The 20,582-nt window shown below is 66.5% G+C and carries 19 protein-coding genes and 1 pseudogene; 13 read left to right on the forward strand and 7 right to left on the reverse strand.

The genetic code is table 11. From position 1 onward, the window contains the following. Window positions 1–5 precede the first annotated feature (5 nt). The 4 genes from topA (at window position 6) to ACJ8AT_RS00475 (ending at window position 4,619) form a co-directional block, all read left to right on the forward strand. Complete coding sequence (gene topA / locus ACJ8AT_RS00460) at window positions 6–2,579, forward strand: type I DNA topoisomerase (protein ID WP_407735519.1); 2,574 nt, start codon at window positions 6–8, stop codon at window positions 2,577–2,579. A 167-nt stretch (window positions 2,580–2,746) separates the two neighbouring features. Further along, entirely contained in the window at window positions 2,747–3,475 is a 729-nt protein-coding gene (locus tag ACJ8AT_RS00465) for a MotA/TolQ/ExbB proton channel family protein (protein ID WP_407735561.1), read from the forward strand. A gap of 29 nt (window positions 3,476–3,504) precedes the next feature. Further along, window positions 3,505–4,023: an ExbD/TolR family protein gene (locus ACJ8AT_RS00470; RefSeq protein WP_407735520.1), complete on the forward strand. Its 519-nt coding sequence runs from the start codon at window positions 3,505–3,507 to the stop codon at window positions 4,021–4,023. Window positions 4,024–4,088: 65 nt separating this feature from the next. After that, window positions 4,089–4,619: an ExbD/TolR family protein gene (locus ACJ8AT_RS00475; protein WP_407735562.1), complete on the forward strand. Its 531-nt coding sequence runs from the start codon at window positions 4,089–4,091 to the stop codon at window positions 4,617–4,619. 58 nt (window positions 4,620–4,677) lie between these two features. Here ACJ8AT_RS00475 and ACJ8AT_RS00480 read toward each other — a convergent pair whose 3' ends face one another. Further along, entirely contained in the window at window positions 4,678–5,064 is a 387-nt protein-coding gene (locus ACJ8AT_RS00480; protein ID WP_407735521.1) for a TraR/DksA family transcriptional regulator, read from the reverse strand. A gap of 267 nt (window positions 5,065–5,331) precedes the next feature. Here ACJ8AT_RS00480 and trmFO point away from each other — a divergent pair, with 267 nt between their 5' ends. From trmFO to ACJ8AT_RS00505, 5 genes are all read left to right on the forward strand, one after another. Further along, complete coding sequence (gene trmFO, locus ACJ8AT_RS00485; protein ID WP_407735522.1) at window positions 5,332–6,684, forward strand: methylenetetrahydrofolate--tRNA-(uracil(54)-C(5))-methyltransferase (FADH(2)-oxidizing) TrmFO; 1,353 nt, start codon at window positions 5,332–5,334, stop codon at window positions 6,682–6,684. Continuing rightward, window positions 6,681–8,291: a gliding motility protein gene (locus ACJ8AT_RS00490; protein ID WP_407735523.1), complete on the forward strand. Its 1,611-nt coding sequence runs from the start codon at window positions 6,681–6,683 to the stop codon at window positions 8,289–8,291. Before trmFO ends, ACJ8AT_RS00490 begins: the two co-directional genes overlap by 4 nt. 172 nt (window positions 8,292–8,463) lie before the next feature. Continuing rightward, window positions 8,464–8,985, forward strand: a complete 522-nt coding sequence (locus tag ACJ8AT_RS00495) for a DcrB-related protein (RefSeq protein ID WP_407735524.1) — start codon at window positions 8,464–8,466, stop codon at window positions 8,983–8,985. Between the two features lie 56 nt (window positions 8,986–9,041). Next, the gene (locus ACJ8AT_RS00500) at window positions 9,042–9,944 is read left to right on the forward strand and encodes a tyrosine recombinase XerC (protein WP_407735525.1); all 903 of its coding nucleotides are present in this window, start codon (window positions 9,042–9,044) and stop codon (window positions 9,942–9,944) included. A 485-nt stretch (window positions 9,945–10,429) separates the two neighbouring features. Continuing rightward, entirely contained in the window at window positions 10,430–11,818 is a 1,389-nt protein-coding gene (locus ACJ8AT_RS00505) for a styrene monooxygenase/indole monooxygenase family protein (protein WP_407735526.1), read from the forward strand. 9 nt (window positions 11,819–11,827) lie between these two features. On the opposite strand, the gene ACJ8AT_RS00510 is transcribed toward ACJ8AT_RS00505, so the two are convergent. Continuing rightward, complete coding sequence (locus tag ACJ8AT_RS00510) at window positions 11,828–13,024, reverse strand: cytochrome P450 (protein ID WP_407735527.1); 1,197 nt, start codon at window positions 13,022–13,024, stop codon at window positions 11,828–11,830. A gap of 94 nt (window positions 13,025–13,118) precedes the next feature. Here ACJ8AT_RS00510 and ACJ8AT_RS00515 point away from each other — a divergent pair, with 94 nt between their 5' ends. Continuing rightward, on the forward strand, window positions 13,119–13,712 hold the full coding sequence (locus tag ACJ8AT_RS00515; protein ID WP_407735528.1) for a hypothetical protein: 594 nt from the start codon (window positions 13,119–13,121) through the stop codon (window positions 13,710–13,712). Between the two features lie 11 nt (window positions 13,713–13,723). Here ACJ8AT_RS00515 and ACJ8AT_RS00520 read toward each other — a convergent pair whose 3' ends face one another. Further along, a complete protein-coding gene (locus ACJ8AT_RS00520) occupies window positions 13,724–14,938 on the reverse strand; it encodes a cytochrome P450 (RefSeq protein WP_407735529.1) in 1,215 nt (404 codons plus the stop codon). 80 nt (window positions 14,939–15,018) lie between these two features. On the opposite strand from ACJ8AT_RS00520, the gene ACJ8AT_RS00525 reads away from it, so the two are divergent. After that, entirely contained in the window at window positions 15,019–15,756 is a 738-nt protein-coding gene (locus ACJ8AT_RS00525; RefSeq protein ID WP_407735530.1) for a hypothetical protein, read from the forward strand. A 63-nt stretch (window positions 15,757–15,819) separates the two neighbouring features. Here the strand turns inward: ACJ8AT_RS00525 and ACJ8AT_RS00530 are convergent, their stop codons facing one another. The 4 genes and pseudogenes from ACJ8AT_RS00530 to ACJ8AT_RS00545 all read right to left on the reverse strand — a co-directional run bounded on the left by ACJ8AT_RS00530 (window position 15,820) and on the right by ACJ8AT_RS00545 (window position 18,855). Beyond that, window positions 15,820–17,640, reverse strand: coding sequence for a tryptophan dimethylallyltransferase family protein (locus ACJ8AT_RS00530; RefSeq protein WP_407735531.1), 1,821 nt, complete (start codon window positions 17,638–17,640; stop codon window positions 15,820–15,822). 301 nt (window positions 17,641–17,941) lie between these two features. Then, window positions 17,942–18,292 (reverse strand): PilZ domain-containing protein, encoded by a 351-nt coding sequence (locus ACJ8AT_RS00535; RefSeq protein ID WP_407735532.1) that lies wholly within the window; start codon window positions 18,290–18,292, stop codon window positions 17,942–17,944. A gap of 106 nt (window positions 18,293–18,398) precedes the next feature. Beyond that, window positions 18,399–18,497 (reverse strand): annotated as a pseudogene (locus ACJ8AT_RS00540) (scp-like family protein); the annotation flags it as partial. A 22-nt stretch (window positions 18,498–18,519) separates the two neighbouring features. Further along, complete coding sequence (locus ACJ8AT_RS00545; protein ID WP_407735533.1) at window positions 18,520–18,855, reverse strand: PilZ domain-containing protein; 336 nt, start codon at window positions 18,853–18,855, stop codon at window positions 18,520–18,522. A 136-nt stretch (window positions 18,856–18,991) separates the two neighbouring features. On the opposite strand from ACJ8AT_RS00545, the gene ACJ8AT_RS00550 reads away from it, so the two are divergent. Then, a complete protein-coding gene (locus tag ACJ8AT_RS00550) occupies window positions 18,992–19,984 on the forward strand; it encodes a phosphodiester glycosidase family protein (RefSeq protein ID WP_407735534.1) in 993 nt (330 codons plus the stop codon). Between the two features lie 65 nt (window positions 19,985–20,049). Beyond that, window positions 20,050–20,577, forward strand: a complete 528-nt coding sequence (gene hslV / locus ACJ8AT_RS00555) for an ATP-dependent protease subunit HslV (RefSeq protein ID WP_407735535.1) — start codon at window positions 20,050–20,052, stop codon at window positions 20,575–20,577. Window positions 20,578–20,582 lie beyond the last annotated feature (5 nt).

Consider the following 20,582-nt stretch of genomic DNA (forward strand, 5'->3'; position numbering starts at 1 on the left):
AGGTCATGGCCACGCGGAAGAAGAACGAAGTCGTCGAGACGGAGGCCGAGACGGCGGTCGCCGAGGAGACGGCCCCCAAGAAGGCGGCGAAGCGTCCGGCGGCCAAGAAGGCCCCGGCGAAGAAGGCGGCCGCCAAGAAGGCCACCGCCAAGAAGAAGGCCGCTGCCAAGAAGGGCAAGGGCAAGGGCGCCCTGGCCGAGGTGGAAGCCTCCGCGGTCGAGGGCGAGGAGGAGGAGTCCACTCCGCGCGGCAAGGGGCCGCACTTCCTGGTGGTGGTGGAGTCTCCCGCCAAGGCGAAGACGATCAAGAAGTACCTGGGCTCGGGCTACACGGTGAAGGCGTCCGTGGGCCACATCAAGGATCTGCCCAAGAGCAAGATGGGCGTGGATGTGGAGCACGACTTCCAGCCCGAGTACCACGTCATCAAGGGCAAGGAGAAAGTGCTCGGCGAGCTGAAGAAGGTCGCCAAGAACGTGGACAAGGTGTTCCTGGCCACCGACCCCGACCGCGAGGGTGAGGCCATCGCCTGGCACATCAAGGAAGAGCTGGGCCACAAGGACGCGCAGCGGGTGCTCTTCAACGAGATCACCAAGAAGGCCATCCAGGAGGCCATCGCCCAGCCGCGCGAGCTCAACCAGGACAACTACGACTCGCAGCAGACGCGGCGCATCCTGGATCGGCTCGTGGGCTACCAGATCTCTCCGCTGCTCTGGAAGAAGATCCGCCGGGGCCTGTCCGCCGGCCGCGTGCAGTCCGTGGCGGTGCGGCTGATCTGCGAGCGCGAGGACTCCATCAAGGCCTTCGTCCCGCAGGAGTACTGGACGCTGGACGCGCTGCTCGAGGGTCCCTCCGGCCCGCCGCCCTTCCGGGCCAAGCTGTCCAAGGTGGACGGCAAGAAGGCGGAACTGAAGGATCGCGAGACCACGCAGGGCGTGCTGGCCGAGCTGCAGGGGGCGGACTTCACCGTCTCCAAGGTGGACCGCCGCGAGCGGCGCCGCAACGCGCCCGCTCCGTTCATCACCTCCAAGCTGCAGCAGGAGGCGGCCAACCGGCTGTCCTTCACCGCGAAGAAGACGATGACGCTGGCCCAGCGGCTCTACGAGGGCGTGCCCCTCGGGGAAGAGGGCCAGACGGCGCTCATCACGTACATGCGTACGGACTCCACGCGTCTGTCGGATGACGCGGTGAAGCAGGTGCGCGAGTTCATCGGCGCCAAGTACGGCCAGGAGTCTCTGCCGCCAGAGCCGGTGGTGTACCGGACCAAGAAGAACGCCCAGGACGCGCACGAGGCCATCCGCCCCGTCTCCCTGGAGTACCCGCCCGAGCGCGTGCGCCCCTTCTTCGAGCAGATGGGCGAAGAGGACATGTACCGGCTCTACGAGCTGATCTGGAACCGCTTCGTGGCGTGCCAGATGATGCCGGCGGTGTATGACCAGACGAGCGCGGACATCTCCGCGGGCCGGGCCACGTTCCGGGCCTCGGGCTCCACGCTGAAGTTCCCCGGCTACCTGGCCGTGTACGGCGCCAGCCTGACGCCGGAAGAGGAGTCCGAGAAGGAGAAGGCCAAGGCCGCCGGTGAGGAGGGCGCCGAGGACGCCACCGGCGAGCTGCCCGTGCTCAACGAAGGCGAGAAGGTGCGCCTGCAGAAGCTGGTGGACGAGCAGCACTTCACCCAGCCGCCTCCGCGCTTCTCGGAAGCCACGCTGGTGAAGGAGCTGGAGGAGCAGGGCATCGGCCGGCCCTCCACCTACGCCGCCATTCTCTCCACCATCCAGGACAAGAAGTACGTGGAGAAGCTGGAGGGCCGCTTCCGCCCGACGGACCTGGGGCAGATGACCAACGAGATGTTGGTCAAGCACTTCCCCAAGGAGATGGACGTCGCCTTCACCGCCAACCTCGAGGAGAAGCTGGATCAGATCTCCGAGGGCGGCGCCAGGTGGAAGACGGTGCTCCACGACTTCTACGGGCCCTTCAAGGAGACGCTCGAGAAGGCCGAAGCGGAGATGCGCGACGTCAAGCGCGAGGAGATCAAGACCGACATCGCCTGCGAGAAGTGCGGCAACGTGATGGTGATCAAGTTCGGGAAGATGGGGCACTTCCTCGCCTGCTCGAACTACCCCGAGTGCAAGAACACCAAGGACTTCAAGCGCGACGCCGAGGGCAAGATCGTCATCGTGGAGGAGGAGACCACGGACGAGAAGTGCGAGAACTGCGGCAAGCCCATGGTGATCAAGCGCGGCCGCTTCGGGCGGTTCCTGGCGTGCTCGGGCTACCCGGAGTGCAAGACGTCCAAGCCCATCTCCATCGGCGTGAGCTGCCCGGACTGCAAGCAGGGCTACCTCACCGAGCGCCGCAGCGGCCGCGGGAAGATCTTCTTCGGCTGCAACCGCTACCCGGACTGCAAGTTCGCCGCGTGGGACAGGCCCCTGGCCGAGACGTGCCCCAAGTGCCAGTCGCCCTACCTGCTCCAGAAATTCTCCAAGCGGGATGGGGCCTACGTGGCCTGCCCGAACAAGGAGTGCGACTACCGCCGGGAGGCCCAGCAGCCGGGTGAGCTCACCGCCCCCTCGGCTGCCTGAAAGCCCTCCTGAAAGCCCTAAGGATTCCGGGAGTGTAGCCAGCCCGCGCCTTGACACCCCGAGCGGGCGCCCTCTAAGAAGAGACAGCCCGCTCCCTGCGTGGGAGTCCGCCGCCCGTGCCCCGCACGGGTGTGCTGGCCCAGGGCGTTGAAAGGATTCGCAGCGCGATGAGCCCCATGGTGAGCGAACTGTTGAGCGGGGTGCTGGCCGCCGCACCCGGCAAGCTGGGCCTCGTGGACACCGTCGTGAAGTTCTTCAAGGACGGTGGCCCCTTCATGTTCGTCAATCTGTTCTGGTTCGCCTCCGCGCTCTCGGTGGCCGTCGAGCGGATCTACACGCTCATGTTCCGCTACAACCTCAACGCCCCGCCCTTCATGGAGCAGATCTCCAAGCTGGTGCAGACGGGCAACGTGGACCGGGCGGTGAAGCTGTGCAGCGCGGCGCCCAACGCGCCCCTGGCCAAGGTGATCCGCGCCGGCCTCACCCGCGCCAACCGCGGCGAGATCGAAGTGGCCAAGGCCGTGGAAGAGGCCATGGTGGAGAACACCCCCCACGTCACCACGCGCATCCCCTGGCTGTGGTCGCTCGCCAACATCGCCACCCTGGTGGGGCTGGTGGGCACCATCTTCGGGCTGATCGGCACGTTCCAGGCGCTCGGCAACGTGCCCGCCGAGCAGAAGCAGACGCTGCTGTCCGACGGTATCTCCAAGGCCATGAACAACACCGCGTTCGCGCTGTCGATCGCGGTGATGTGCATCGTGTTCCACCTGATCCTCACCTCGTACGCCAAGAACATGGTGGAGAGCGTGGAGCTCAACGCGCTCAAGCTGGAGAACCTCCTGTCGCGCCGCCACGCCACGGACACCGAGGTGGACGGCGAGTCGCGGGCCGCCTGAGGGCGCCGCGCTGAGCCGGAGGGCCACGCATGGCGTTCTACTTCTCGCGCCGCAAGCTGAAGGTTCGTGAGGAAGAGGAAGTCGGGGAGCTGAACATCGTCCCCTACCTCGACATCCTCATGAACCTGATCCTCTTCATGCTGCTGTCGATCACGGGCCTGGCCTCGTTCGGCATCCTGAACGTGAGCGCGCCCAGCTATGGCGGGCCGTCGGCGGGCGTGCAGCAGGACAACCCGGAGCAGCCCAAGCTCACGCTCAGCGTGCTGATCTCCAAGAAGGGCCTGTTCATCAACAGCGAGAACGCCATCCTCGGCGAGGCCGGCGCGCCCACCATCCCCATCAAGGCGGATGGCACGTATGACTACGAGGCGCTCAACGCCAAGATGCTGGAGATCAAGCAGGCCTTCCCCAACGAGACCAAGGTCATCATCGCGGCGGACTCGGACGTGCAGTACGAGGCGCTGATCGCCACCATGGACGCGTGCCGCGAGACCCAGGGCAAGGAGCACCACCTGCTGTTCCCGGACGTCACCCTGGGGGCGCTGTGAGCACGGCGGCCGAGGTGGAAGCCCCGGCGGTGCTGACGCCCGAGCAGGAGGAGCGCATTCAGCGGATGCGCTTCCGCAAGGCCCTGGCGCGCAAGAAGCGCAAGGAGCGCGAGGCCGCTGGCGAGATCAAGGAGCTGAACATCACCGCGATGATGGACATGATGACCATCCTCCTGGTGTTCCTGCTCAAGTCCTTCGCCTCGTCGTCGGCGGCCATTACCGCGTCCGAGGACGTGCGGCCGCCGGTGTCCTCCACCCACGCCTCGCCCAAGGACACGGTGGCTGTCACCATCACCCCCAAGAACATCATGGTGGGGGACAAGGAAGTGCTGCGCCTGAACAACGGGCAGGTGCCGGCCGACCAGCTCCAGGGGCGGCTCGTGGTGCCGCTGGACGCGGCGCTCAAGAAGGAAGTGGAGAAGCTGAAGTACATCGCCGAGCGCAACCCGGCGGCGCCCTTCAACAGGGAGCTGTCGGTGATCGGGGACAAGAAGGTCCCCTACGACTTGCTCCTCACCGTCCTCTACACCGCGGGCCAGAACGAGCTGGAGAACTACCGCTTCGTGGTGCTCAAGAAGGAAGAGGGCGGGCAGTAGGCGGAGCGCCAGGCGGGCCGGGCGCTCCAGGCCAACCGGTCTGACAGTCAGACCGAGGCTAGATGGTCGGCGCGCTGGCGTGGCCCCCGCGCGTCTCGAGCTCGTGCCGGGTGGCGTCCTCCTCGCAGCGGATGGCGAAGGGCAGGGCCTCCAGGCGCTCGAGCGGAATCTCGTAGCCGCAGTCCACGCAGTCCCCGAAGACGCCCGTGTCCATGCGACGCAGCGCGGCGTCGATCAGCATGATCTCCCGGCGCTGGGCCTCCATCAGGCTGGAGAGCGTGTAGTCGGCGAGCTCGGCCTGGGCATTCTCCTCGTACTCGGGATCGCGCTCCTGGTTCTTGAGGGCCGACAGCTCACGATGGGCGCCTGCATTCGCACTGAGAATCTCCCGGCGCCGACGCTGGAGGATCTCCCGGATCTTCTGCAGCTCGTTGGCTCGACTCATGGCCTGACTGGCTCCATTCCAAAGTGGTACCGCGCTCGCCCGGGTGGTGTGACCGAGCGACGAACGGGTGAAACGTAGGGGTGCCTCCGAGGTAGGGAAACCGGAGCCCGGTTGTGACGGCACTGCTGGGCAGGAGGGCAGGCGGGCAGCCGGGTTCAGGCAGCCAACGGGTCGACTTCCCGGCGCTTTTTCCCTGCTGGGAAGGGGCGGGCAGTCCTGCTAACTGTTTTCGGACGGGCCAGGACATGGCCCCACGGGGAGTACGTGATGGCCGAAGCGAAGCCGCGAGTGACGGTGATTGGGGGCGGGCTGGCGGGCAGTGAGTGCGCCTGGCAGCTCGTTCGGCGGGGGATTCCGGTGACGCTCCGGGAGATGAAGCCGCACAAGCGCTCGCCGGCGCACAAGACGGATCAGCTCGCGGAGCTGGTGTGCTCCAACTCGCTGCGCTCGGACAACCCGGAGAGCGCCATTGGGCTGCTGCACGCGGAGCTGCGCGCGCTGGGCTCGCTGATCCTCGGCAGCGCGGACACGCACCGGGTGCCGGCGGGGGATGCGCTGGCGGTGGACCGGGAGAAGTTCTCGGAGGCCATCACCCAGGCGGTGCATGGGCACCCGCTGGTGGAGGTGGTGCACGGCGAGGTGGAGCAGCTTCCGGAGGGCCTGGTGGTGGTGGCCACGGGGCCGTTGACCTCGGAGGCGCTCACGGGCGAGCTGGAGCGGCACGTGGGGCAGAAGCTCTATTTCTACGACTCGATCGCGCCGATCCTCTCGGGCGACTCGATCGACATGTCGATTGCCTTCCGGCAGAGCCGCTACGGCAAGGGTGATGGGGACGACTACCTGAACCTGCCGATGACGCGGGAGGAGTACTACCGCTTCATCGCCGAGGTGAAGGCGGGCCAGAAGCTGACGCCGCACGCTTTCGAGGAACCTAAATACTTCGAAGGCTGTCTGCCGATTGAGGTGATGGCCGATCGCGGAGACGACACGCTGGCCTTCGGGCCGATGAAGCCGGTGGGGCTGACGGACCCGCGCACGGGCCAGTCCCCGTACGCGGTGGTGCAGCTGCGCATGGAGGATCGGGCGGGCACGTCGTGGAACATGGTGGGCTTCCAGACGCGGCTCACCTGGGGCGAGCAGAAGCGCATCTTCACCGCCTGCATCCCCGGCCTGAAGGAGGCCGAGTTCCTGCGGATGGGGCAGATCCACCGCAACACGTTCATCGACTCGCCGCGGCTGCTGGACAAGGATCTGTCGCTGAAGACGGAGCGGCGGCTGTTCTTCGCGGGGCAGATCACCGGCGTGGAGGGCTACGTGGAGTCCACGGCGTGTGGCGCCCTGGTGGCGCTGGCGCTGAGCGCCCGGCTGGAGGGGCGCGAGTTCATCCCGCCGCCGGCGACCACGGCGCTGGGCTCGCTCTACCGGCACGTGACGGGCGAGGCGCACCCGCCGGACCATCCGCACCAGCCTTCCAACGTCATCTTCGGCCTGTTCCCGCCGCTGGCCGGGCGGGTGAAGAAGCAGGACAAGCGGGCGCGGTACTCGGCGCGGGCCCAGGAGGACTTGGCCTCCTGGCTGCCCGGCGTGGCCGTCCCGCAGTCGGCTCAGAGGAGCGCATGATGCAGCTTCGGCGACTTGTGGTGGTGGGAGCGCTCGCGGCGCTCTCGGTGGTGGGATGCAAGCGCGGGGATTCCTCCGGAGGCGGCGGGAGCGGAGGCAGCGGCGCGGCGACCGTGAGCAGCAAGGCTGGCGTGGGCGGGATGGGGACGCTGCTGGCGCCCGGCGTGGCGGCGGACCTGCGCGTGTCGCCGGATGGCCAGTTCGCCAGCTACCTGCTCGAGGCGAAGAAGCCGCGGCTGGATGGGATTCCTCCGCAGATGCTGCTGGGCGAGCTGCACGTGGTGCCGGTGACGGGCGGCGCGGACCGCAAGGTGGGGCAGGGCGTCACCAACGTGCCGGGCGGGCTGCTGTTCTCGAAGGACTCGCACTACCTGCTCTTCCTCAACGGCTACAACCCGGCGAACCAGTCGGGCGCGCTGCACGTGCTCTCGCTCACCGAGCCCACGGCGGACCCTTTGAAGCTGGGCGAGCAGGTGACGTACATGCTGCCCAGCCCCGACGGGAAGCTGCTGGCCTTCGTGGACAACGGCGTGCTGAAGCTGGGGCCGCTGCCGGGCGGGCCCTTCAAGGACGTGGCGGGCGAGGTGTCCACGGCCGAGTTCACCCCGGACGGCAAGACGCTGTTCTTCCGGCGCCGGCTGGTGGCCGCGGGCGGGCTGGCCGCGGCGTCGCTGGCCAAGCCCGAGGCCCCGCGCAAGCTGGGGGACTACGTGGGCGACTACGAGGTGTCCTCGGATGGCATGCACGTGGCCTGGCAGGTGCGCAGCGAGGCCGAGCGCGGCATGTACGATCTCTTCATCGCCAACGTGGCGGACCTCAAGCCGCGCAAGGTCTCCACGGGGACGAAGACGTTCAGCTTCTCCAAGGATGGCAAGTGGCTGGCGCGCACGGAGAATGGCAAGCCCGAGCTGCTCGGGGATCTCTTCGTGGGCCCGGCCGACGGCAGCGCGGGGCGCAAGGTGGGCGAGCGGGTGGAGGAGTTCTCCTTCTCGCCGGACTCGCAGGCCCTGGGCTTCCTGGAGAAGTACGATCAGTCCGCGCGAGCGGGCCTGATGGCCGTGGTGACGCTGCCGGACGGAGCCACCCAGCGCGTGGGCGACCGGGTCCCCAACTTCACCTGGGGCGCGGACAGCAAGTACGTGGCGTTCCTCTCGCGCTTCCTCAAGCCCGTGTACTCGGTGGACCTGATGCTCTACCCGGTGGGCGGCGAGAAGGCCGAGAAGATCCAGGCGGGCGTGTTCGGCTACGGCTTCACCCCGGGCAACAACGAGGTCTTCTTCCGCACCAACTGCGTGCGCGAGGGCCGGGCCTGTGACTTCAAGGCGCTCGATCTGATGCAGGCCCACGCCGAGCCGGTCACCTGGCTCCAGGGCGTCTTCAGCTACAAGCTCTCCAGCGACGGCAAGCGCTTCCTCGTCACCTACGCCCGGACGGACTCGGACACCTACGACGTGGGCGTGTACGACGTGAAGAGCAAGGCGCGGAAGACGCTGGATCAGCGGGTACAAATTCCGGCCTATTTCGCCGGGACGGGGGACTCCCACGCGGTGTACCTGGTGACCCAGGGGGCCAAACCCGGAGTGTACGCCGCCCCCGCGACGCCTTGAGCCCCTCTGAAAGATTCCAGCAAAACCCTCTTATTTCGTGGGAATGAGGGTTCTTGTCCTGCAAGGTGATCTCGTAGGCAACTTTAGACTACATGGTGAGATAATGTGTATGTAAGCCCGCCACGGTGAGTGTGGTGAGCACAGCGAACCCGTCGAAACCGAGGTCTCCCCCATGAACGCGCGCACGATGCAGTACGGCAACCTGCAGATGTCCCTGCCGGATGGCTGGTCGGATGCGACGCAGATCGTGGCGGCCGGTCCGGTGGAGGATGGGTTCCGCAGCAGCCTGGCGTACACCTCCGAGCAGCTGCGCCCCCGCGAGACGCCCCCCCAGTTCGCGGCGCGGATGCTGGCGTCCATCAAGAACTCGACCGAGCAGTTCGAGCTGGTGGGTGAGCGCACCGCCACCTTCGGCACGCTGGCCGGTTTCCTGCGCGAGTACACGCACGTGGTCCGGGGCGTGAAGCTGGCCCAGCTGCAGTTCTACGTGGTGCGCCCGGGCGTGGTGCACATGTTCACCTTCACCCAGAAGGCCGAGCGCATGCAGGCCAGCCGCCCGGTGGCCGAGAAGCTGTTCGCCTCGGCGAACCTGGGCATGCCGGTGGCCCCCGCCGCGGCTTCCAACGTCCTGCCGATGCGCGCTCAGAACTCGAAGTACATCGAGCCGCGCCTGATGCGCCTCATCGCCGCCTGAGCCCGGACGTCGCGAGGAAGCTTGCGGGTGGCGCGGGTCCGTCTACGCTGCGGTCCATGGAGTCGCTGTCACCGCTGCTGGAGCAGTTCCGGGCCCACCTCGTGGACGGGAAGGGCGCGTCGCCGCACACGGTGCGGAACTACCTGATCGATCTCGTCGACTTCGAGAAGTACCTCGTGGAGCGGATGAAGCTCACGCTGCTGGCGGGCACGCATGCGGCCATCCGCGGCTACCTGGGCACGTTGGCGGTGGATCACGCCCCGTCGAGCCGGGGGCGGCGGCTGGCGAGCATCAAGTCCTTCTACAAGTACCTGGTGCGCCAGAAGCTGCTGTCGGCCAGCCCCGCCAAGCTGGTGAAGAGCCCCAAGCTGCCCAAGAGCCTGCCGAAGGTGCTCCCGGTGGACGAGGTGTTCGCCATCCTGGACATGCCTTCGCTGAAGACGGTGCTGGGCCTGCGAGACAAGGCCATCCTGGAGATCCTCTACGGCGGCGGCCTGCGCATCAGCGAGCTGTGCGGGCTGAACCTGCTGGACGTGGACCGCGGCGGGCGCATCGTCCGAGTCATGGGCAAGGGGAGCAAGGAGCGCCTCTGCCCGGTGAACGCCCAGTCCATCCGCGCGCTCGAGGCGTACCTGGCGCGGCGGGGCGAGCTGCTGGCCACGCCTCGGCCGGGCCAGGATCCGGACGCGCTCTTCCTCAACTACAAGGGAGGGCGGCTCACCCCGCGCAGCATCGCGCGCCACCTGGACACCTACGTGGTGAAGCTCGCCCTGGCTCGGAAGGTCAGCCCCCACGCCCTGCGCCACTCGTTCGCCACGCACCTGCTAGGAGGCGGCGCGGACATCCGCAGCATCCAGGAGCTGCTGGGGCACGCCAGCCTCTCCACGACCCAGCGCTACACGCACGTCACCGTGGAGCAGCTCCAGCAGATCTACGATCAGGCGCACCCCAGGGCGTGATCCACCCCATCGCTTGCTTGCTTCTGAGCGCAGGTGGCGGGTCAATTCCACCCTAGATCCGGGGGCTGGCGAGGGTGGATCGACCCTTCACAGCAGCGAATCCAGGGGCACCCATGTGGGTCATCGAAGACACCCGTGGTCTGGAATGACCTCATTGGGTGAGGTGAGAGCGACACCGAAAAAGTCGCTGATCCGCCTTCCACTTGAACAAGCGTAAAACATGACTTAATAGTTTAGCCGTGGAGCTAGGTGTTCCCGGTGCTCAAGATCGGTCAAAGAGCCGAGGCGTTTTTCCCTTCTGAGGCTCCGTGCGGAACGGATAAGTTCAGTTCAGGTAAAAAGTACGGATAGTGGAGCTCCCTGCCTCTTCAGTTCGGGGCAGGGGCATGGTGGTTGCAAAACCGAGCATGCACGCGCCGGCCCGCGCGACTTTGGCATCCGCCACTCTGCACCTTCGATCTCACGTAAAACTCTAGGAGGGCACCATGCGCAGCATCGCCATCATTGGCTCCGGACAGGCAGGACTCCTCGCTGCGCATGGTTTGTTGAAAGGCGGTAACCGGGTCACCCTCTATTCGGACCGGTCCCCCGAGCAGTGGCTGAACGAGAGCAAGCCCACGGGGACGGCGACGCGCTTTGACATGGCGCTGCAGTTCGAGCACGAGCTGGGCCTCGGCTCCTGGGAGAACGACGCGCCCTGGGGAGATGGCGCCCACATCACGCTGTGCCCCGCGCCGGGCAACCGCATGCTCACCGTCTCCGGGCGGCTCAAGCGGCCCTTCCTGGCCATCGATCTGCGGCTGCAGAGCCATTCGTGGATGCACGAGCTGGTCAAGCGCGGAGGCCGGCTCGAGATTGAGAACGTCTCGTTGGCGCGCCTGGAGCAGATCGCCGCGGAGCATGATCTGACGGTCATCGCCACGGGCCGCGGGGACATGTGCCGCTTGTTCGAGCGCGACGCGGCTCGCAGCGTGTATGACAAGCCGAAGCGTCACCTGGCCATGGTGTGCATCAAGGGGCCTGCCATGGGCTTTGACGGCATCCCCCTGCTGCCGGTGAAGCACAACGTCATTGCCGGCGTGGGCGAGGGCTTCTGGGTGCCCTACTACCACAAGGATGCGGGGGCCAGCTGGAACCTGGTCTTCGAGGCGATTCCGGGCGGGCCGATGGACCGCTTCGAGGGCATCACCACCGGCGATCAGCTGCTGGAGATCGTCAAGGGCGTGGTCCGCGACTTCATGCCGTGGGACTACGAGTGGATGAAGAACTCCGAGCTGTCGGATCGCCTCGGCTGGCAGGTGGGCAAGTTCTCGCCCACGGTGCGCAAGCCCGTGGGCCGGCTGGAGTCGGGCCGGTTGGTGGCGTGCCTGGGCGACACGGCCATGTCCCTGGATCCCATTGGCGGCCAGGGTGCCAACAACGGCAACAAGATGGTGCGCAACTTCGTGGAGTGCGTCGCCGCGCACGGGGAGCAGCCCTTCGACGCCGAGTGGATGACGAACACCTTCGAGCGCTTCTATGCCCGCCACGGGTACTCGACCTACACGGCCAACAACATGTTGCTGGAGGGGCCCACCAGCGCGGTGAAGGATCTGCTCTTCGCCCAGTACGGCAGCGATGGGCGCTTCGACAACTACAGCGGCCCGCAGCTGCTGGCCAATGCCTTCGTCGAGAACAGCAATGATCCGGCGCAGCTGCTGCCCATGTTCCAGGACCGCCGGAAGATGCACCAGTTCATCGAGAAGGTGACGGGGCGCTCGTGGATCCGCGCCGTCGCCAGCGGTGCCATGGGCGTGGCGAAGGCGGAGTTCCGTCAGTGGCGCGGCCTGGAGCCTCGCCACCCGGTGGTCCCCGCCTTCCGCGTCGCGGCCTGAGCTCCAGGCTCACGTCCGGTGAAGCACCACCGGCAAGCGGGTGGGCCCGCGGGCAATCATGGAGGCGTTCCACTCGATGGGACCCTCTCCCGGCGTGAGCCTGCGGCAGTGCGCGAGCAGCTCCTCCAGGCCCACGCGCACCTGCAGCCGGGCCAGGGCCGCGCCCAGGCAGAAGTGAGCGCCATGGCCGAAGGCCAGGTTCTGCTGCCCTGAGCGGTTCATGTCGAAGCGCTCTCCGTCCGGGCAGTACGCCTCGTCCCTGCAGGCGGAGGCCAGCACCGCGAAGATGACCTCGCCCGGAGGCAGGCGGACACCCGCCAGCTCCACCTCGGCGGTGGTCAGCCGCACGGCGCCGTGCAGGGGCGGCTCGTAGCGCAGCATCTCCTCCACGAAACGAGGGATGAGGGAGCGGTCCGCTTGCAGCCGCTCCATGTGCTCCGGACGCTCCATCAGCATCCGCGCGCTGTGCCCCAGCACGTGCACCGTCGTCTCCAGCCCCCCCACCAACAGCATGAAGAAGAAGGCCATCAGCTCCCGGTGCGTGAGGGCCTCCCCGTCGACCCGGACGCGGAGCAGCTCGCTCATCAGATCCTGGCCGGGGTTCGCACGGCGCTGCGCCAGCACGGACTCCAGGTGCTGCTCCATCTCGGCGATGTTGGCCCGCACCTCGGCATGCCGGGCCGTATCCTCCGGCGAGATGGAGCCAATGCTGACGATATCGTCCGACCAGTCCTTGAAGCGCGAGTGCAGCGAGGCATCCAGCCCGAGCAGCTCGCCGATGGTTCGCGCCGGCAGAAGCTGGGCGAACACCTCGACGAAGTTCACCGAGCGCTCCACGGGCAGCGCGGTGACGAGCTCCCGGGCAAAGGCCCGGATGCGCTCTTCCAGCCGGGAGATGACTCCAGGCGTGAAGGCCCGGCTCACCAGATTCCGCAGCCGGCCGTGCTCTGGCGGATCCATGACGAACATGGACTCCGAGAACGGGTTGTGACGCCCCAGCCAGGCCGGCTGTGTGGACTTTCGGATGGCCCCCGAGGAGAAGAGCTTCGGGTTCTTGAGGACGTACATCACGTCCTCGTAGCGAGTGATCGCCCAGCGGCCTCCAGGGTCGATCTGGCAGACCGGTGCACGGCGCCGCAACTCGGCATAGAAGGGAAAAGGGTTCGCACGGACCTCGGGTGCCAGCAGATTCAGCCGAGCTTGCATGAGGGAGTATCTCGTCCTGTGGGGAGCTAGGAATACATGCTAACCGAGTCTCTGGCTGGGTCAGACGGCCAGGTTCATCGTGAGGAGCAGGGGAATGTGGAATAAGAATGACTTAAAAGAGTTCCAGGTTCTTGGAGCCAATCTTCACAGCATCATGCAGGGGTTCGGCACCTTCACGCTGATTGCGAGCAAGATGCTGCTGGACGAGGGCATTGGTACGCCGGACGCCAACTTGATGGTCCAGTTCAAGCGGACCGCGTGGTACCCGCTCGATCGCTTCCTGCGTGCCTTCGATCGCATCCACGCGGAGTTCGGCGACTTCACGCTGCGGCAGGTGGGCCTGCACATCCCCAAGAACTCGGTGTTTCCGCCCAACGTCGTCGACGTCCACAGCGCGTTCGGGACGTTGGATGCGGGCTACCACATCAACCACGGCTTCCACGACAAGCCGATGTTCGACGTGAAGACCGGGGCCATGACGGAGGGAATCGGTCACTACCGGTACACCTCCACGGGGCCCACCAGCCTCACGTGCGAGGCGGACAACCCGTACCCCTGCGCCTTCGATCAGGGGTTGGTGACCGCGACCGCGCAGCTCTTCAAGCCCACGGCGACCGCGACGCACGACAAGGTGAGCTGCCGGTCTCGTGGCGGCAATAGCTGCACCTATCACGTGTCCTGGAAGTAGCTCCCAGCGGGTTAGAAGGTCAGCCGGAGCGACGACAGGTTGCGCCACAGCGGAGGCAGGGGCAGCCAGTCCGGCACCTGGGAGCTCAGCTTCAGGCCTGGCATGCGGCGCAACAGCGTGCTGTAGCAGACCTGGGCCTCCATGCGGGCCAGCGGCGCTCCCAGGCAGTAGGAGATCCCATAGCCAAAGGACAGTTGCCTGCCGAACCGCCGGGTGATGTCGAAGCGATCTGGCTCGGGGAAGATCGCTGGGTCCCGGTTCCCCGCGGACAGCGCCACGTAGACCGTCTGGTGTGCCTGGATGGTGGCGCCGCCGAGGGGGACATCCTGGAGCGCGAGTCGGCTGAGCGTCGCCGCGGGGGTGTCGAAGCGCAGGATCTCTTCGATGGCGGAGGGGTACAGCTCCGGCTCGTGCTTCAACCGCTCCAGCTGGTCGCGGTGCTGGAGCAGCAGGAGCAGCCCGTTGCTCAGCATGCTCGCCGTCGTCTCGTGGCCCGCCGACAGCAGCAGGATGCAGTTGGCGATGATCTCGTCTTCGCTGTGGATGGCCCCCTCGAGCTGCGCGTCGAGCAGGATGCTGATCAGGTCCTCCTGCCGCTGCTGCCGGCGGGCGTCCACGAAGTGCTTCAGGTACTCGCCCATCTCCAGCACGGTTCGTTGGACTTGCATCAGCCCCTCGAAGTCGAGGGCGCGGAAGAGCAGGTTGATGTTGCGAGACCACCGCTGCAGCTTCGCGATGTCGTCAATCGGAGTGCCCAGCATCTCGGCGATCATGCCCGCGGAGAACGAGTGGGCGACGTCGTGCACGAAGTCCATCTCCCCGCGGGCCTGGACGGGATCGAGCAGCCTGTCCGCCAGGGCCTGCGCCTTCGGCCGGAGCTGCTCCACGGTGCGCTGGGAGAAGTACTTCTTGAGCAGGTGCTGGAAGCGCTGGTGGTCCTCCCGGCGCGTGTGCCCCATCCAGAGGGTGACGGAGTCCTTCAAGGGGCGCAGCTGCTCGCGCTGCTCCTCCGGCATCCTGGCGATTCGCCCCGTGGTGCTCGCGGAGGTGAAGCGCGGATCCTTCAGCACCAGGGAGATGTCCTCGAAGCGTGTCAGGAGCCACCCGTTGAGCTGCGGACTCCAGTAGACGGGGGCCTCGCGCCTCAGCTGGTGCAGCAGCGGGTGGGGATCAATGCAGAGCTCGGGAGAGAGCAGATCGCAGGAGAATGAGGCCGTCGCGCTCATGGCGTGAGCGCCACTCTAGTTGACTTTTGCGGATAGGGCGGATTTCCTTTCTCCCGGGTTTTTCACGGAAGAGGAAGTCCATGAAGCGGGTCCTGGAGTTCATCGAACAGAAGAAGCGCGAGCAGGATGCCTCCCGCTTCCTGGCGTTCATTCGGGACCAGAGCATTCATCCGGGCTCGCGCTTCAGCTTCGTGCCCTGCATGGCTCCGTTCGTGATGGGCTTCGCGGACCTCAACAAGTACGTGCTGCGCGACGAGGCGTCCCAGGATCCCCTTCAGAAAGTGATCAACACCCACACCCAGGAGGATGATCACCACTTCGGCATGTTCCTGAGGGATCTCAAGACGCTGGGGCTGGATACCTCGCTGAACCTCTCGGGCGCGCTCAAGCTGCTGTGGAGCGAGGAGAGCCGGAGGTCGCGCCAGATCCTCTATGGCCTGACCGCCCTGATCGCCTCGGCGAGCCCCGTCATGCGGATGGCCATCGTGGAGGCCATCGAGGCGGCGGGGAACGTAGGCTTCAAGCGGTACAACCAGACCGCGGCGGAGTTCCATCAGCTCACGGGGCTGCGGCTCTACTACTTCGGCGAGGCGCACCTCGACCTCGAGAGCGGTCACGCGATGGGGACCGAGAACGTCGAACAGAAGCTCTCGGAGATTGTGCTGACGCCCGAGCAGGTGGAGCAGGCCTGCGCCCTGGTCGCGAGGGTGTTCGAGCTCATCATCGACATGGGCGAGGGGTTCATGGAGTACATGCGGATCCACGGCCTCATCAACCCCCGGGTGTGGGCTTCATCAGGGGCTGCGATCGGCTCGTAGCCGGGGCAGGAGAGCGGTGAGCGAACGGAGCCGGCCGCGAGAGGCCGCCGGCTCGACGCGGGCTCAGGCGCTGAGCTGGAAGATCTCGGCGTTGAGCACGTCGGGCACGTGGACGCGGTGAGAGACGGACTTGCGCGGCTCCTCGGTGCCATAGGCCTCGGTGGCCAGATAGAACGTCGTGCGCACCCGGCCGCCCTCGCGGCGCATGGAGGCCCACTGGATCAGCCCCACGCCGGCCTCGAGGGGACGGTTGGCCAGCGCCCATACGCACCGGTCGAGCACCGCGTGGCTCTTCGGAGACAGCACCGCGCGGATGCGGCGCAGCGCATCGCGATCATTGTCGGCGTAGCAGCGGATGGGGCAGTGCAGCGTGGCGCTGTACGGACGGGCGTCGTCGTCCGAGGTGAAGGCCCAGCACGTCAGCGTGGCGCGCGGCGCCGAGAAGCGATCATTGTCTCCCTGAATCGCCTCGCAGAAGGCCCGCGCCTCGCCCTCCGAGTACTCCCGGGCGTGAGACAGCGCGTACTCGATGTCCTGCGGGGTGGCGTCCCGGTGGGACACGTAGATCTTCACGCGGGAGACGTCCTGGCCGCCCATGTCCAGCGAGAAGTAGAGGACCTGATCCTGCACGCCCCGGCGCATGACGACCTGGGTGAGGAACCGCCAGGCGTTGGCGAAGCCGAGCCGGTGCAGCGCCTCCTCGACGATGGCGTTGGCGTGCTCGGGGCCCTGCGCCTGCGGGTTGAGGTAGACCTTCACCTCGGCGCGGCCGTCCGGCTTGAGGCAGAAGGCGTGCCAGAGCGAGAAGCGCGCCTGCGGATTGCGCGGCTCGAAGAGCTCCTTCACCCGGTTGAAGTGATCCAGCGAGAGGCCGAACTTCTGGTTCAGGCGCTCGTTGAGGGCGATCCCGTCATCCCAGCTCGACTGCAGGGTGGTGGGGGTATTCTGCGCCTCGATCAGGAAGCGGATCTCCGGGCGGCTGCCCTCCAGCGCGATGGAGAGCTCGAAGGGGGTGTGATCGTCCGAGATGTCCGACTTCCAGGGCGACGCCTCCCCGACGCGGCGAGAGCCCCAGGACTGCGTCATGAAGGTGAAGTAGCACTGGACCTTCTGGGTGTCCACGGAGGTGAAGCCCGCCGCCTTGCAGAGCGCCTCGATGCGCGAGGTGCCGAACTCCTGGAACGTCATCGCGGAGATCATGCCCGCCATGGCCACCGGCTCGCTGGCCTTCTCCTGGTCCGCGAACCAGCGCATGACGTACTCGAGCAGGTGATCAGCCACCTCGTTGGTCAGCGAGAACACCGTGTCGATGTCGGCCAGGGCCTGCTGCTCCATCTCCGGCATCAGGTCCAGCTCAGCGGCGAAGCTCCAGAGATCCATCTCGAGCTGCGTGCGCAGGGCCTGCGGGCAGACCAGGTGCTTGCGGGTGCAGGCCTCGAACTCGCGGGCGATCTGATCCAGGGCCATCACGCTCACGTGGCCCACGGCCTTGAGCGCGATCAGCAGGATCTGCCGCCGCATGGGCGAGGCGGAGCGGGCCAGGGCGATGAAGTCGTAGAGCACCTCGCGCACCGGGCCGCAGTCCTCACCCCACAGCAGCTGCAGCATGGAGTTGAAGTCCGAGATGGAGTGCAGATCCAGCAGCTGCAGATCCTTGAGGAACGGGGCCCAGTAGGGGCTCTCGGTGTGCGGCTGCTGCGCGGGGGCGTCGGGATCCAGGAGGCTGGCGGCCAGCTCGGTGGAGCCGCTCACCAGCGGCGCCACACACGGGAGGAAACGCAGGCGATCCTGCGGAGAAAAGCTCGCGTCCAATAAGAAGGTCACGAACGGAGAGACAGCAAACGTCTGCTGTTGCTCCGCCAGATGCTGCATGACCCTCTTCATGGTGCTCCCTCCTCGGAAACCCTACTGGCGCTAAAGGCCCGCGCCCCTGTTTCGCTCCCCGCCATTCTCTGGTTCCCGTGACTTCTCGAGAGACCACGGGCTCGGACTAACAGATTCAATGAGTACCGCATTTTTCTGTCAGCGTCAAACACCAAGAATTCAAGAACCCTGGGGAACCATTGATTTTCCTTGGGATAATTGGGAAATCCGGCAAGTCCGGTTTCCATTGAAAATGGATCCTTCGCTTCCAACTGGATATTGGAAGTGAGGGTAACCCTTGGATCTTGGCTCGCGGGAGGGGTTACTTGGTGGTGGGAGGCGTGGAGCCTCCCCCGGGCGGTTCCGATTTCTCGCTGGAGAGCCGGCTGAGGGAAGGCTCGTCGGCCATCTGCGAGTCGAAGACGGTGGCCACCATGAAGCCGGAGCTGCTGGACTCGCTGCGGACAACGACCAGCTTGGCCTTGGGCATGTTGAGCTGAGGGATGCTCACCTCGAGCGTCTCGCCCGGTTCGACCGATATCCCCATCTGAAGGAGGCAGCCGCTGGCCGAGGCGTTGATGATGTCGGCGGACAGCTCCTGGTCGCGGTAGTGGACCTTGATGGGCAGACGCAAGGGGTAGCGTTGATGCCTGCGCCGCTCTGGCTGAGACACGATGTGCTCTCCTGACGCGTCCGCAAAAGGGAAGGGACGGCGGGTACGTCAGCCGGAATGTATCGTGATCGGCGAGGAAGCGTCACCGCGATCCTGGATGTGCGGCTCAATAGGGCTCCTGCCCAACGACGTTGCCCGGAGGCGCGTGGTCGCAAACCCACAGCTTCCACGTCGGAAACTGCTTGCCGAACGGCGAGTTCTTCGTACTAGAGCGCGTCCGGTGGGCGTCAGTGCAGCAGCGAAGGATCGGACGGCCCTTGCCGATCCTTCGAGAGCTGACGAATCGCCGCATCGTCGGTCAGCAAGGCCTCGAAGGACATCGCCACCATGTAGCCGGTGGGAACGGCCTGGCAGCGCACGACGATCAGCCGGCTGCGCGGGATGGTCAGCTCGGGGATGCTGGCCTCGAGCACATCGCCTGGCGACAGCGGGTCCGTCATGCGCAGCAGGCAGCCTCCCGCCGAGGCGTTGATGACCTCGGCCTTCAACTCCTTGCCTCCGCAGTGAAGCGTGACGGGCAGGTGCAGGAGGTACCGCGGGTATCTCCGCCGGTCTTGGGACATGGGTGCGGTGTTCTCCGGGGCTGCAGGGGGCTCGCGCCGGGAAGGAAGTGTAACGTGCTCGCCTGCGATCGTCATGACGCCGTGAATCGGTATGGCATGTGAAGGAAGCACTGAGTCCAGCATTCGAGGACAGAGCATGAAACCCTGGCTGGGCGCACCGCTCTTGGCTCTCTCCGCGCTGGTGATCGCGGTGGGCCTCGGTGTGCTGCTCCGGTGGCGAGTGCGTGCGTGGCTTCGGTTCTCCGCGGGCCTCGCGCTGGTGCTGCTGGGAGTCATCGGGTGCGGGGTGGGGGGATACTGGTTCTGGTTCACGCACCGTCGCCAGCCCGAGCCCGTGCGCGAGGAGTGGTTCGCGGGCGTGCGGTACGAGCGGTGGGTGTTCCAGCAGCCGCGCCCCGTCGTGGCGCATGTGGTGAGGGTGGATCTGCAGGAGCCCGGCATCGACTTCCTGGTGACGCCCGGGCAGCCCTCGGCCGCGGGGGAGGTGTTCGCTGATACGACGAGCGGGTTCGCGGCGCGGCACGGGGTTCAGCTCGCGATCAACGCGAACTACTTCTATCCGTTTCGCAGCAACCACCCGCTCGATTACGAGCCCCACCTGGGGGACCCGGTGCACATCGTCGGCAGGGCGGCCTCCCGGGGGAGCGTCTACGGCAACCCGGCCAAGGACCTGGTCACGCTGTACCTGTCACGGGATCACCGCGTCAGCTTCGATCAGCCCTCGGGCGAGGTGTGGCAGGCGGTCTCGGGCCTGGGCTACGTCGTTCGAGACGGGGCGCCGGTGGCGTTCTCGGAGGATGGATTCAACAAGGTGCCGTACCCGCGCATGCTGGCCGGCGTTGATGCCACGGGCCGCTACCTGCTGTTGCTCCTGGTGGATGGAAAACAGCCCGCCTACAGCGAGGGCCTCACGCTGGAGGAGGCGACGAACCTCCTGGTGAAGCAGGGCGCCCAGACGGGGATTCAGCTTGATGGCGGGGGCTCGGCCACGCTCGTGAGGCAGGATGCCCCGGGGCATCTCCTCGTGGTCAACACTCCGACGAACTTCCGCATCGCCGGGTGGGAGCGGGTGGTGGCCACCCACCTGGGCATCTATGCGCGGCCCCTGCCTCGGGAGACCCGAAGGTGAGGGGCCGGACAGGCGGGCGGTCTTCCTTGGAAACCCGCTCTCCGCCTTGTTAAACCCCTCAGACCATGTTCCACGGCACCACCATTCTCTGTGTGCGGCGCGAGGGGAAGGTCGTCATCGCGGGCGACGGACAGGTCAGCCTCGACAAGACGATCATGAAGAACACCGCGAAGAAGGTGCGCCGCATCGGCGACGGCCAGGTCGTCGCTGGCTTCGCTGGCAGCACCGCCGACGCCTTCACCCTCTTCGAGCGCTTCGAGGCCAAGCTCAAGGAGCACCAGAAGAACCTGGCTCGCGCCTGCGTGGAGCTCGGGAAGGACTGGCGCACCGACCGCTTCCTGCGCCGCCTGGAGGCCCTGCTCATCGTCGCGGATCGAGAGAAGACCTTCATCCTCTCGGGCTCGGGGGATGTGATCGAGCCGGACCATGGCATCGCCGCCGTGGGCAGCGGGGGCCACTACGCGCTCGCCGCCGCGCGGGCCTTGATGACCCATACCCACCTGTCCGCTCGCGACGTCGCCACGCACGCCATGGCGATTGCCGCGGACATCTGCGTCTACACCAATTCGCACGTCACCTTCGAAGAGCTCTAGGAGCC

Source organism: Hyalangium sp., from assembly GCF_045802625.1.
Classification (GTDB): domain Bacteria; phylum Myxococcota; class Myxococcia; order Myxococcales; family Myxococcaceae; genus Hyalangium.